Genomic DNA, 13,658 nt, shown 5'->3' on the forward strand with positions numbered 1-13,658 from the left:
GCTTTATTTCGTTCGTTTTATTTTCAGTCCAATTGCTTCGTCAATTTCGCTTAAGGAACTGTTTTCCGTTAAATTCAATTCCGAAAGTATTTTATTCAAAGTTGGTCGGCAATAATCAATTCCATTATCATATCTAATACAATTCAGGCAAACCCATCGATTAATCAGCACATAATTCTGAATTATAATTAAATCTCCACCAACATTTGGTGGAAGACAACTCGAAGCTTTATTAATATTTATTTTAGCACGTTTGCAAAACTCTAAATCAGCTATGTTATAAATATCAAAATCAATTGAAGGTTTCCAAGGTCTTCCATATACTTCTTGGCTTTTCTTGTCGTCAATTGATTCTGTTCGCCAAAATCTTATTTGTCCAACTGGTTTTATTGAGTCTTGCGGTCTTTTAAATTCATAATCAATTGAGTACGTCCAAAATTTGAGACTGTCCGTTTGTGGCACATTCTTTTTCGGATAATAGTTTTTTTCATATTCAAAATCTTTTCCAACTCCTTGAGAAAAAGTCGAAATACTTGATAAAAAAATGAAAATCGAAAATATGTACTTCATTTTGTTCAGCTTGCAAGTAACTATGGATAAAGAGATTCCTGCCTTCGCAGGAATGTTATTCCATTACCGTATAATCTCCAATACTAATTTTAGTAAACTCGCCATTATACTTTACGTGATTACCAATCATCGCCTCGTCTAAATTAGCGTTTTTAATAGTGGTCTGATTCTGTATTAAGCTATTTTTAACGGTTGAATTTTCAATAAGGCAATCTTTGCCTATAGAAACGTTAGGGCCAACCGAAGCGTTCTTTAAAACCGTTCCTTTTGCAATGAAACACGGCTCAATCACTTTTGAATTCTCTAAAACGACAGAATCGTCAACTAATTGCTCTTCTCCGTCTGCTTTTAAGAAGCCTAACATCTTGGTATTGGTTTCTAGCGTTACGTTTTTGTTTCCGCAATCCATCCACTCATCAACCGTACCTGTTTTGAAGACTTTACCATCTGCCATCATACGTTTAATACCATCGTTGATTTGGTATTCTCCACCATTCATAACGTTTTCATCTAAAACCTCTTGAAGCTTCGCTTTTAAAACTGCGACATCTTTAAAGTAATAAATTCCGATTACAGCTTGGTCGCTAACAAAAGTTTCTGGTTTTTCAACAAGCTCAACAATCTCTTGATTGTCGTTCAACTTTACCACTCCATAAGCTTCAGGATTATCGACTTGCTTTGTCCAGATAACACTGTCTGCACTTGGGTCTAAATCAAATTCAGCTCTTATCAGCGTATCTGCATAAGCAATTACAGCAGGACCTGAAAGGGATGGTTTAGCACTCATAATGGCGTGACCTGTTCCCAATGGTTGGTCTTGTCTGTAAATTGAGGCTTTTGCGCCTAAATCTTCAGCCAATTCAGTTAAACTCTCAACAACATCATCTCCAAAAAATGCTGGGTCTCCAAGAACAAAAGCAACTTCTTCGATAGGTTGCTTTAATACTTTTGCAATGTCTTTTACCAAACGATGCACGATTGGTTGACCTGCTACCGGAATTAATGGTTTTGGAACTGTTAAACTATGTGGTCTAAGACGTGAACCTCGACCTGCCATTGGTACTATTATTTTCATTTTTTTAGACATTAGACCGCTTTGCTGTTAGATATTAGACGCTAGACGGTTTTTTATTGTTCTCTTTATATTCTTTAAAATTTAGCACGAATTCAGTAATAATCTTTTTCCTTATTCTAAAATCGTCAACGTAATTCTCCAATCATTTTGTCCCTGTACTTCCAAAGCCACCTTCGCCTCTATCAGTTTCAGAAAGTTCTTCAACCTCTATCCATTCTGCACGATCGTGTTTTGCAATTACCAATTGCGCAATGCGTTCTCCATTTTGAATTGTAAATTCTTCATTTGAAAGATTGACTAAAATCACGCCTATTTCACCTCTATAATCTGCATCTACTGTTCCTGGTGCATTGAGTACTGTAATTCCTTTTTTTGCTGCCAAGCCGCTTCTTGGTCTTACTTGTGCTTCGTAGCCAATAGGTAATTCTATATATAATCCTGTGCCTACTATTGTTCTTTCTAAAGGTTTAAGAATTCTGTCTTCTGAAAGATTTGCTCTTAAATCCATTCCTGCTGAAGCTATGGTTTCGTAATGCGGTAAATTATGGTTGGATTTATTTATAATTTTAATTGTCATCTTTTTTTTAATAATTGTTTAAGTTCTTTTCTTTCTAATAAAGCAATACCTGCAATAAAAGTAAGCATTAAAGCAACGTTGAAAAAATAGTTGCCTCTTAGATGTTCAAAAGAAATATAAGATAGTACTACAGCAAAAACTATGTAAAGCATAATTCTTGAAACTTGATAAGGTACTTTATAGTGTTTTTGGCCTAATGTATAAGAGGTAATCATCATTATAGCGTAGGCTATTAGTGTTGTCCATGCAGCGGCTACAAAACCATATTTAGGTAATAACATTATATTCAGTGCAATAGTAATAATGGCTCCTATAATTGAAATATACATTCCAAATCTTGTTTTGTCTGTGAGCTTGTACCATATTGCTAGATTGAAATAGATGCCTAAAAACAAATTAGCCAATAACACAATTGGCACAATTTCTATAGCTTTCCAATACGTTTCGTCTCGTACAATCAATGCTTTAAAAATGTCTATAAATCCAACGATGAATAATAGCATCAAAGCACCACAGATGACGAAGTATTTCATAATTAACGCATAGGTATTTTTGGCATTTTTTTCTTTAGCGTGATTAAAGAAAAAAGGCTCTGCTCCTAACCTAAAGGCTTGAATAAAAATAGTCATAAACACCGCTAACTTATAACAGCCAGCATAGGCTCCATTAATATCTTTTCCTAGCACATCTGGAATTAACCATTTATCAAAATTCTCGTTAATAACATAGGCAAGACCTGCAATCATAATAGGCAAAGCATAATTTAGCATTTGTTTGAATATCGCTTTGTCAAAAATCCATTTCGTTTTCAGAAAATAAGGAAGTAGTAAAATTATAGTAACTGCACTTGCAGCAAGATTGGCAATAAAAATATACTTTACCAAATCTGTTTTTTCGTATCCTGAAAACTCAATATTATACTTAGGAATTGCCCAAAGAAAAAAGAAATTAAGTAATACATAAGTAAATATGTTACTTAGCTTGATAAATGTGAATTTAATTGGCTTTCCTGTTGCTCTTAGATAAGCGAAAGGCGCCACAACTAAGGTGTCTAAAACCAATACCCCTATTAGATAGTTAAAATAGTCTAAGCGAAGATTTACAAACTCCGATAGTGATTGATTGAAAATCATTACAACTGCAAATACAGCTATAGTTGAAACCACTAAACTGATTAACGTTGTTGAGTAAACCTTCTCTTTCTCATTTTCCTTACTAAAAAACCTAAAAAAAGCGGTTTCCATACCATAAGTGAGCAAAACATTAAAGAAGGCAGCATACACATAGAAATAAGTGTTATCAGAATAGCTAGCAGTATCTAATGTGTCTGTATGTAAAGGCACAAGAATAAAATTCATGAGTCTAGGCAACACAGTTGCTAAACCGTAAATTATTGTGTCTTTAAAAAAGGATTTGAGTACGCTCAATTACTTAATAATGATATCGATTCAAAAATATTAAATATAAATGGGTCTACCGTTACATAAATAAAAAAGCCTCACTAAAAAGCAAGGCTTTGATATTCTTTGTTCTATTTCTAGTTCTCATCCAACTCTTCATCTAGAGTTGCCATACTATTTGAATTACTTCTTGAGTAAATAGATGGTGGCCCATTTTCATAATATGTACCAGCAACTTCGTTTAGAGAAACAATTTTATGGTACTTAGTCTGTCCATTTTCGAGATAGCTTATTACACACTCATTGTCTTTAAGCTCAAACGGATAATCAGCCGGTTTTTCTGCTTTTTGAAACGTATAATTACGTGAAGGGTTTTTTAGTACAGCAGTGTACTTATTTCCATTTTTAACGAGCTTTCCTTTTAAGTTTCTAAAATAAACCTCATTTAAAACCACACCATCATTTACATTAGAAATAGGAACAAAAACATTAATTCCTGTACCTCCAACTTTGATACCTGCATACCATTCCTGAAATACCACAGGCTTAACTGTAAAAGGGGTTTGTTTTTCGAAATTTGTTGTAGCTACTTTAGGGCTAGCACATTGAAAAAAAGAAGACAACGTACAAGCAAAAACAATGGCATATATCGCCTTTTTTAGATTCTTCATTATAAGTAGGTTAAGATTTGGAAAGCCAATATATATGAAAATATTTTATTTTATCGTTGATTTTTGCATATAATCGACAAAAAGCAACGCTATGTAAGATATTTTACCCAAAACCGCAATTTTTAGTTTTTATATTATGTAAATATTCTATTTTAACAAAAGTAAATTTTAATATATGATAGGTACATCAAAGCGATTAATTACAGAAGAAAAAGTTAAAAACTCATCTTGTTCTCATTGTGGTGAGCAAAATACGCTTATTGCCAAGGTTTTTTCCAAAATGTTTATTTTAAAGATACTCCCTTTTGTTTATGGTAAGTCAACAGAGTTGTCTTGTTCAAATTGTAAGAAGGTTTACGATGAAAAAGATACCATAGACGTTGTTACACAAAGAAGAATTGATATTATAAAAGATGATGCTCAACATGCCTGGTTCTTATATTTGGGATATGGCTTTATTGCATTAGCTTTTATTGTTGCCATTTTTAAAGATTAATAAACAAAAAACCCAACTCGAGTGAGTTGGGTATATACAATTACTAAAAAAATAGTGTTAATTGTTCAAAGCTTCTGCACCACCAACAATCTCAAGGATTTCGTTGGTAATTGCGGCTTGTCTAGCTTTGTTGTAAGTTAATTTTAACTGATCTCTTAATTCTGTAGCGTTATCCGTTGCTTTGTGCATCGCAGTCATACGAGCTCCGTGCTCTGAGGCAAAAGAGTCTCTAATTCCCTTATATAATTGTGTTTTAAGAGATTTAGGTATTAAGGTTTCAACGATTTCTTGTTTACTTGGCTCAAAGATGTAATCTAAGTTAACGTTAGCATCGTTTTGTACAGGAACTATTGGTAAAAATTGCTCTGTCATTACGATTTGAGTTGCGGCATTTTTAAAGTGGTTGTATACCAATTCTACTTTATCAAACTCACCATCAACAAATTTATCCATTATCGTTTGAGCAATGGCAGCAACATTATCGAAGGTTAAATCATCAAAAACTCCGCTTTCGTTTGCAATAACATTACCTTGCTTACCAAAAGCATCATTTATCTTTTTACCAATAGCAAGAATAGACACATCCTTACCAGCGTAAGTTTCAGATAATAATGAATTAACTTGCTTAATAATATTAGAATTAAAAGCACCTGCTAAACCTCTGTTTGATGAGATTGCAATAATCAATACTTTCTTAACTTCTCGTTGCTCAGCAAATTTACTTCCACTATCAGCATCTAAAGTAGCGCTTAAGTTTTGAAGTAATTCTGTTAACTTATTAGAATAAGGACGCATTGCTATAATAGCATCTTGCGCTTTCTTCAATTTAGCAGCAGATACCATTTTCATGGCACTGGTAATCTGCATCGTTGAAGATACCGAAGATATTCTATTACGTATTTCTTTTAAGTTTGCCATTCTTTTATTTGTCATTCCGCATTAAGTGCGGAATCTATTTTAATAATTGAACTTCAAATATTGAGATTCCTGCTTTCGCAGGAATGACAATTAAGCTGTGAACTTCGCAGAAAGGTCTTTTGCTACTTTAGTTAAAGTATCGATTACCTCGTCTGTTAATTTACCTGCTTTTAATGTATCTAGAGTGTCTCTATGTTTATTGTTTAAGAATTCGATATAATCTCTTTCAAATTCTTTTACTTTTTCAACAGGAACATTTCTTAATAAGTTCTTAGAACCTGCATAGATGATAGCTACCTGATCTTCTACAGTGTACGGATCATTTTGAGCTTGCTTTAAGATCTCTACGTTACGCTTACCTTTTTCAATTACGTTTAATGTTGCAGCATCAAGGTCAGAACCAAACTTAGCAAATGCTTCTAATTCACGGAACTGTGCCTGGTCAAGTTTTAAAGTACCAGCTACTTTCTTCATTGATTTAATCTGAGCCGAACCACCAACACGAGATACAGAAATACCTACGTTAATTGCAGGACGTACACCAGAGTTAAATAAATCTGATTCTAAGAATATCTGACCATCTGTAATCGAAATTACGTTTGTTGGGATATATGCAGATACGTCACCAGCTTGAGTTTCGATAATTGGTAATGCAGTTAAAGAACCACCACCTTTTACGATTGGCTTTAATGACTCTGGTAAGTCGTTCATATTTTTAGCGATTTCGTCATCAGCAATCACTTTTGCAGCACGCTCTAATAATCTAGAGTGTAAGTAGAAAACGTCACCTGGATACGCCTCACGTCCTGGTGGACGACGTAATAATAAAGATACCTCACGGTAAGCTACTGCTTGCTTAGATAAATCATCATAAACAATTAAAGCAGGACGACCAGTATCTCTAAAATACTCACCAATTGCAGCACCTGCGAAAGGAGCATATACTTGCATTGGTGCAGGATCTGATGCATTTGCCGCTACAATAACTGTATACGCTAAAGCACCTTTATCTTCTAATGTTTTTGCAATGTTTGCTACTGTTGACGCTTTTTGACCTACAGCAACATATACACAGAATACAGGCTCACCTGCATCATAAAATTCTTTTTGATTTAAGATGGTATCGATACAAACCGTAGTCTTACCAGTCTGACGGTCACCAATTACCAACTCACGCTGACCTCTACCAACAGGAATCATAGCATCAATAGATTTGATACCTGTTTGCATTGGCTCATCTACTGGCTGACGGAAGATTACACCAGGTGCTTTACGCTCTAATGGCATTTCGTATAAATCACCACCTATTGGTCCTTTACCGTCAATTGGGTTACCAAGTGTATCAACAACTCTACCAACCATTTCTTCACCTACTTTAATAGATGCGATACGATTAGTACGTTTTACTGTTGCACCTTCTTTAATTTCTTTTGAAGGTCCTAATAATACGATACCAACGTTATCTTCTTCAAGGTTAAGTACGATACCTTCTAAGCCACCTTCGAATTCTACTAATTCTCCGTATTGTGCATTAGAAAGTCCATAAGCACGTACAATACCATCACCAACAGTTAATACTGTTCCTACTTCGTTTAATGAAGCACCTGCTTCAAAACCTGAAAGTTGTTGTTTTAAGATTGCTGATATCTCAGCTGGTTTTACTTCTGCCATTTTATTTAGTCTTTAGCTACTAGCGTTAGCTATTAGTTTAATGTAAATTCTCTTTTTAAATTATTTAGTTTGTTAGCAATACTTGCATCATATTGCAAATCGCCAACTCTTAGGATAAACCCACCTAAAATAGATTCATCAACTGTGTTTTCTATTTCAGTAGTTTTACCAGTAAGCTCTTTTACTTTAGCCAACACTTTGTCTTCTAATTCCTTAGTTAATGGTGTTGCTGAAGTTACTTTAGCTATTTGTGTGTCCCTTAACTGATCGTATAATTGTGTGTATTTATTAGCAACATCTCCTAATAATGCCACACGCTTATTTGCAATTAAAGTATCTATTAAGTTTGTTGTAGCAGCATTAGCATTTTTAAAAACTGAAGTTAATACTGCTTTTTTGTCTGCAGATCTAACAATAGGATTTACCAAAACTGCATTTAACTCACTGCTTTCTGCAATAGCATTTGCAATTTGCTTCATATCAGTATTAACAGCTTCAGCCACCTTATTATCGGTAGCTAAACTAAGTACTGCTTTTGCATAACGTATTGCTGCTCTAGACTCTGCCATCTATAATTAGTTTAAAGTGGTTTCACCTAACATATCTTCAACAAGCTTTAATTGCTTGTCTTTGTTAGATAACTCTTCGCGTACAACTTTCTCTGCAATCTCGATAGATAAACCAGCTACGTGACTTTTTAATTCTGCCATAGCAGCTTTCTTTTCAGTCTCAATTGCAGCTTGAGCTTGCTCTATCATTTTGCCAGCTTTTTCTTGCGCTTCGTGAGTAGCATCAGAAATGATTTTGTCTTTCATCTCTCTTGCATCCTTTAAAAGTGCTTCTCTTTCAATACGCGCTTCTTTTAATAAACGCTCGTTATCTGCGTTTAGGTTTTCCATTTCTTTTTTAGCATTCTCAGCTGCATCTAATGCACTTTTAATACCTTCTTCTCTATCATTTAAAGAGTTAAGAATTGGCTTCCACGCAAACTTCACCATTAAAAAGATTAATAGTAAAAACAGTATTGTTTGTACTATAAATAATCCTGGTGAAAAATCGTTTAATAATTGCTCCATTATATATTTACTTTGATTTTTTTAATTTTTTGTAAAACACGCTCCTGCAACCAACCGCTGCAGGAATTCGTGTTTATTAGTTTACATTTTCGATTCTTATTTTCCTAAGAATAAAGCACCGAATGCTAAACCTTCTAATAATGCAGCGATAATAATCATCGCAGTCTGAATCTTACCAGTTGCTTCAGGTTGACGCGCAATACCTTCCATTGCACTTCCACCAATTTTACCTAATCCGATACCAGCACCGATTACAATTAAACCTGCACCTACTAAATTTGGAACTGTCATAGCCAAATAATTTAAATTAATTAAACAAATCTATTAGTGATGATCGTGCTCTTCAACAGCCATACCTATAAATAATGCCGAAAGCATTGTAAAGATATAAGCCTGTAAGAACGCAACCAGAACTTCTATTAACGTGATAAAGAACGACAACACAAGCGATAAGCCTGTTGCACCTACTGTACCTAATTCGTTCTTTAATGTGAACATAATTGCAATTAAACTCATTACTACAATGTGACCTGCTGAGATGTTTGCAAACAAACGCACAAGTAACGAGAATGGTTTAATTAAGAAATGTCCAGCTAATTCTATTACTGCCAATACTGGTTTTACAAAAATTGGCACTCCTGGCATCCATAATACGTGTTGCCAGTAATCTTTTTTAGCACTAAATGTGTATATGATTAAGGTTAATACCGCTAAAGCTGCAGTAACAGCTAACTGACCTGTTACATTAAAGCCAAATGGCATTAAACCTACTAAGTTCATTATCCAAATAAAGAAGAACACTGTTAATAAGTAACCTGTAAATCTTCTGTAGTGTTTGTCTCCAATGTTAGGTCTTGCGATTTCGTCACGCACATAAACCACAAGTGGCTCTAACACTCTACCAAAACCAGTTGGGATACTTTTGTTTTTATATTGCTTTGCCAATCTAGAGAACCAGAATAACATTAAAAGACCAATTACCAAAATACCAAATACACTCTTTGTGATGGAAAAGTCCATAACCTTATGAGCGTTTTTGGGGTGATGATGGTCATCGAAATTAACCGAAGTTGCACCCTCTTCTAATTCGTAAATTTTACTGTGAATTTTAACAAATTTAGAACCGTTCTTCTCTACGATAACATGTCCTGCATCGTCGTGATGAAAGGCAGACGACATAAATGTTGTTAATCCGTTTTCTCCCCAAACAATAACTGGAAGAGGAAAACTGATGTGTTTTCTTTCACCATTGCTAGTGTAAGAAAACAAATGAAAGTCGTGCGATTCTTTTAAGTGATGAAGGATATAATCTTTAACTTCTTGCTCTGTGTCTACAATTCCTCCGTCTTGCGATTTTACAGGATCACTAGCATAACCAAAAAATGTAGTTAACGCTAATACAATCAGTAAGTAAGATTTGATAGGTTTGTTTGCTATCTTCATTTTTTTCTTTTGAAAAATATTACTCTAGATAAATTCGGCGCAAAAGTACATAATTTATTAACAATTAAACCAATTTTATTGAGATAAATTAGAAAGAAGTTTTGTTTAAGATTTTTGCCACAAAAAACACTTCGATAAATAAGAAGATTGCCATAGGTATAATTAGTGCAATTCGCTGAGCATTAGTAAGGTCTATAGCAAAAATAGACTGATAAAATACAACAGCAAAAACTGTGATTTTAAAAATTATAGTGCCCAAGTAAATAAAGCCTAATTGTTCTTTAATTTTGTTAATAACACTTCCTATTTTAAATAAAGAACATATAACCAAGGAAAAAAGTACAAAGAACAAGTATACTTTTTTTAATGAAAATGGAAGAGAAATGTTTTTTTCTTCAATAAAATTATTGTGAAGTAAATAGGACAATACTCCTACAGAAGCAAAAACCAAAATGTAAGTAATAAGATTTTTAGCCATTACTCTTTAGATACTTTTATAACCTGAGCAATAACCATATACATTGAGGCAAAAACAGCCAATAAGGTGATGCTTGGTTCAAATTTGTCGGAGTTGTATTTAGAGTCTAACCACATACCCAAGAGATTACCTGCATAAATGGTGAGTCCCATTTGCAATGCAACACTTGTAAATCTTAAAAACTTATTGTATTTACCCTTGTTGTCTTTGGGTGGTTTGTTCTGGTTGTTTTGGTTTTGCTGTTTCATTAGGTAATGCTTTTACAGTGCCTTTCATACTACAAGTGGCATTAAAAGTTGCGCCTGGTTCTACAGCTAATTTGCTGGTATGCACTTCTCCTTCTATATGCGCTGTAGATTTTAAAGATAATGTACCTGATAAAATTAATTTCCCTGAAAACTTACCTTCAAAGTCAGCATTTTCTCCTTGTAATGTTCCTTTAATATAACCTGATTTTCCAATCACTACTTTTCCAGATGTCTTCACATTACCTTCAACTGTACCATCTATTCTAAATGGTCCTTCACTCGCAATATCACCAACTATTTTGGTGCCTTGCGCTATAATGTTTTGTTGTGTACTTGTTTCCATACTTAATGTGTATTTAGATTTTTTATTGTCTGAGGAAAACATTGTCGATTTGGTTTTAATTTACTCTAGTTTCAGGTATGCGTTTAGGTTTTTATGACGTTGAATAATAGCGTAGTTAGGAGACGAAATAGCAAAGTACTCTTTCGTAATTTTAGGCTTTACTGGTCTGCCTCTGCTGTCCTTTTCATCGGATTGCAATAGTTGCGCAAAACCACTTGCACCTTGTATACTTGTAAGACCATGTACTACAACAAATGTTGTGTTTTCATCATACACATCTATTGATGTTGTTAAGTCGAAATATTTTATTTTTTTCTCAATCTCTTCATTAAGTGTTTTTACAAAAGCATCTATGTCTTCTTCTGAGCCTTTTTCAAATTGATATACTACATTAAAATGAGTGGCTTTATCGTCTTCTATGAATTCTTTTTTAGCTAATACAGGAATGGCATTTTTTAATAATTCCTGCGCTTTTTTACCTTCGTCTGTGTTAGGATACGTTAATGCAATGTAATCTATTCCCTTTTTATATTCTTCAAATCCGTAAAGGCGTCCTCTAGCTGAAGCCTTAAGAATTTCGAACTTAGGTAAGAAATCATCTCCTTCTAAACGTTTAATTTGTCTTTCAGCTTCGGCAATAACCTCAGCATATTCTTGATTTTCAAATTGTTTATAAAGATTAGTATAGATGGCTTCTGGACTATTCTCGTCTTTAGACAGTTCTGATTGTGGGTTTAATAAAATTTCGGCATATCGGGAGTCTGGATAGTTGGTGACAATATCAGACTTCATCGCCTCTGCTTTTGTTGTTAAACCCAACTCCGTGTAAATTCTGTATAAATTATATTTTGAAGGTAATATGAGTCGTTCTTCTGGATTATTTTGCAATAAATCTTCAAAACGAGATTGAGACAACAATAGTTCTCTGAATTTTTCTCTGTAGATGATTCCTAATTGATAATAGGCGAAGTTTCTTTCTTTGGCGATACTGTCTAAAACCTTTTGCTCTGTTGGCAATGAGGCAATATAAGTCTCAGGATTGTACTCATCTTCTTTTCCTGTGATAGATGTTGCGCTTTCTGTTTTACCGGTATCTTTTATTCCTGTTTTTTGGTTAGACAATCTCCAATTATCCTGTAGTTTTCGATCTCCCCAAATTTTTAAAAATTCGTTTTTTCCATAAGAAACAGTTGTCGAATTGTAGAAATAGAAGCTACTACCATTATTTCCGCCTTTTACAGCAAATTCACCTGGCAATCCTCTAGGGTTTAAATTAGGTCTTGAGTTTTTGTCTTTTGAAGTATTTAATGCTGTATTTTGTCTCGACTCCTGTTTTTTTGACTCTTCTTCCTTGCGTTTTTCTTCTTCAAGTGCTTTTTCTTTTAATTCCTCAGCATACTTGGCATAAATAGCTAGCTGTTCTTCTTTTGGTAAACTAACCATGTGCAGAATGCTATCATTAACTTGAGCTACACCTTCATAGTAAATAACATCATCTAAGTTTTCTCGCTTGCGTTTTAAGATTCTGTAGGGCTTTGTGTTTGGTGTCATTGCAGTTAGTGTACTATCGTAATACGCACCCGCAGTTTTGTACACATTGCGATCAAAATACATGTTTCCTACAGTTTCATAATTGAGTGCTCTTAAGTACTTGTCGGAAGTTATTTTTCGCAACGATTTGTTGTAGTACGCTTCTGCCATACTATCTGAAGCTTTATTACGATGAAACTCTGCTATTCGGTAATAAATCTTATCTAAGAATGGTCTGTTTTCTCTGTTTTCCTCTAGTTCGGTTAGGTATTCTACGAACTCAACCTCATTCCCTTCTGTAGGTTCAAAATTATATGATTTTTCAAGGTGTGCGTTTATGTAAAACGCTCTAGGAATTTGTCTGTGCATATCTATAATGGCATCAAACTCCATATTAGCGCTATCCTTTTCCTTGAACTCGTTGTAGAGTTGCCCTCTTATAAAATGAAAACGTGCTTTTTCGCTTTTTACTTTGGTGTTTTCTGCCGCAATACCTAACAATGGTATAGCACTATCTTTTGCTTTAATATTAATGTATGCTTGAGCCAAAGTAGCGGTTGCATCTGCTAAATCTTGGTCTTCTAACTCTTCCTCGTCTAGTAATCGTTTTAATTTTTTGATGGCGCCTTCGTTGTTATCTAAACGCATGTTAGATTTTTCGCGCCAAATCTTTACTTGGTTAATCTTATCGCTTGTTGGGTATTTGTTTAAAATATTATTGAAAGCCGCAAGTGCTGGCACAAAACGTTGGTCGTAATATCTTGCTTTTCCTAAGAGAAGATAAGCTTCATCTATTTGAGGGTTTTTCTCTTTGCCATCAATATTCATTCCGTGCTTTTGAATAGCTTTTATTGCTTTTTCTTCTGCGCGCTCAAAATCTGCATTTTTGGATTGTCCAGGCAAAAATATATCATCATTAACCTGCATACGCTCTACAGGGAGTAGTTCCCAAAAGTTCTCAGTGTAAGCGTCATTAACGGCAAGTTTACCTCTATCTAAAGCAATGTCACCATTATATAGAATATTATACTTTGTACCTAAAGCATGAAAGTTTCTGTTGATAAAGGTGTCCTTTTTTCGCGAGCAATTTTGGACAATAATTGCCAATAGTAAAAAGGTAAATATGGATTTTATGCTAAGCTTCAACGTTGGTTCTATTTGA

At 34.2% G+C, this 13,658-nt stretch carries 16 protein-coding genes; 1 reads left to right on the forward strand and 15 read right to left on the reverse strand.

All coding sequences use genetic code 11. The annotated features are described in order from the left end of the window. Positions 1–3: 3 nt before the first annotated feature. The 5 genes from MST30_RS05345 to MST30_RS05365 all read right to left on the reverse strand — a co-directional run bounded on the left by MST30_RS05345 (position 4) and on the right by MST30_RS05365 (position 4,293). The gene (locus MST30_RS05345; protein WP_243473352.1) at positions 4–570 is read right to left on the reverse strand and encodes a hypothetical protein; all 567 of its coding nucleotides are present in this window, start codon (positions 568–570) and stop codon (positions 4–6) included. 55 nt (positions 571–625) lie between these two features. Continuing rightward, entirely contained in the window at positions 626–1,645 is a 1,020-nt protein-coding gene (locus MST30_RS05350) for a sugar phosphate nucleotidyltransferase (protein WP_243473353.1), read from the reverse strand. A gap of 142 nt (positions 1,646–1,787) precedes the next feature. Then, positions 1,788–2,222, reverse strand: coding sequence for a dUTP diphosphatase (dut, locus tag MST30_RS05355; protein ID WP_243473354.1), 435 nt, complete (start codon positions 2,220–2,222; stop codon positions 1,788–1,790). After that, positions 2,219–3,649, reverse strand: coding sequence for an oligosaccharide flippase family protein (locus MST30_RS05360; RefSeq protein WP_262914440.1), 1,431 nt, complete (start codon positions 3,647–3,649; stop codon positions 2,219–2,221). Before MST30_RS05360 ends, dut begins: the two co-directional genes overlap by 4 nt. Before the next feature lie 110 nt (positions 3,650–3,759). Then, positions 3,760–4,293 carry a hypothetical protein gene (locus tag MST30_RS05365; protein ID WP_243473356.1) on the reverse strand — a complete coding sequence of 178 codons (534 nt, stop codon included), beginning with the start codon at positions 4,291–4,293 and terminating at the stop codon, positions 3,760–3,762. A gap of 175 nt (positions 4,294–4,468) precedes the next feature. Between MST30_RS05365 and MST30_RS05370 the strand changes: the two genes are divergently transcribed. Further along, complete coding sequence (locus MST30_RS05370) at positions 4,469–4,789, forward strand: hypothetical protein (protein ID WP_243473357.1); 321 nt, start codon at positions 4,469–4,471, stop codon at positions 4,787–4,789. 57 nt (positions 4,790–4,846) lie between these two features. Here MST30_RS05370 and atpG read toward each other — a convergent pair whose 3' ends face one another. The 10 genes from atpG to porW form a co-directional block, all read right to left on the reverse strand. After that, positions 4,847–5,707: an ATP synthase F1 subunit gamma gene (gene atpG, locus MST30_RS05375; RefSeq protein WP_243473358.1), complete on the reverse strand. Its 861-nt coding sequence runs from the start codon at positions 5,705–5,707 to the stop codon at positions 4,847–4,849. A gap of 90 nt (positions 5,708–5,797) precedes the next feature. Then, positions 5,798–7,378 (reverse strand): F0F1 ATP synthase subunit alpha, encoded by a 1,581-nt coding sequence (gene atpA / locus MST30_RS05380; protein WP_243473359.1) that lies wholly within the window; start codon positions 7,376–7,378, stop codon positions 5,798–5,800. 32 nt (positions 7,379–7,410) lie between these two features. After that, positions 7,411–7,947 (reverse strand): ATP synthase F1 subunit delta, encoded by a 537-nt coding sequence (gene atpH, locus MST30_RS05385; RefSeq protein WP_243473360.1) that lies wholly within the window; start codon positions 7,945–7,947, stop codon positions 7,411–7,413. A 6-nt stretch (positions 7,948–7,953) separates the two neighbouring features. Further along, positions 7,954–8,454, reverse strand: coding sequence for a F0F1 ATP synthase subunit B (locus tag MST30_RS05390; RefSeq protein ID WP_243473361.1), 501 nt, complete (start codon positions 8,452–8,454; stop codon positions 7,954–7,956). 96 nt (positions 8,455–8,550) lie between these two features. Continuing rightward, complete coding sequence (gene atpE, locus MST30_RS05395) at positions 8,551–8,745, reverse strand: ATP synthase F0 subunit C (protein ID WP_014032715.1); 195 nt, start codon at positions 8,743–8,745, stop codon at positions 8,551–8,553. Between the two features lie 33 nt (positions 8,746–8,778). Continuing rightward, the gene (atpB, locus tag MST30_RS05400; RefSeq protein ID WP_243473362.1) at positions 8,779–9,897 is read right to left on the reverse strand and encodes a F0F1 ATP synthase subunit A; all 1,119 of its coding nucleotides are present in this window, start codon (positions 9,895–9,897) and stop codon (positions 8,779–8,781) included. Positions 9,898–9,985: 88 nt separating this feature from the next. After that, positions 9,986–10,375, reverse strand: coding sequence for a DUF6168 family protein (locus MST30_RS05405; RefSeq protein ID WP_243473363.1), 390 nt, complete (start codon positions 10,373–10,375; stop codon positions 9,986–9,988). After that, complete coding sequence (locus MST30_RS05410) at positions 10,375–10,623, reverse strand: AtpZ/AtpI family protein (RefSeq protein WP_243473364.1); 249 nt, start codon at positions 10,621–10,623, stop codon at positions 10,375–10,377. The genes MST30_RS05405 and MST30_RS05410 overlap by 1 nt, the downstream gene beginning before the upstream one ends. Further along, positions 10,568–11,008, reverse strand: coding sequence for a bactofilin family protein (locus tag MST30_RS05415; protein ID WP_243473365.1), 441 nt, complete (start codon positions 11,006–11,008; stop codon positions 10,568–10,570). Before MST30_RS05415 ends, MST30_RS05410 begins: the two co-directional genes overlap by 56 nt. A gap of 18 nt (positions 11,009–11,026) precedes the next feature. Further along, positions 11,027–13,603, reverse strand: a complete 2,577-nt coding sequence (porW, locus tag MST30_RS05420; protein ID WP_243473366.1) for a type IX secretion system periplasmic lipoprotein PorW/SprE — start codon at positions 13,601–13,603, stop codon at positions 11,027–11,029. Between the last annotated feature and the right edge of the window lie 55 nt (positions 13,604–13,658).

This window comes from Winogradskyella sp. MH6, assembly GCF_022810765.1.
Classification (GTDB): Bacteria; Bacteroidota; Bacteroidia; order Flavobacteriales; family Flavobacteriaceae; genus Winogradskyella.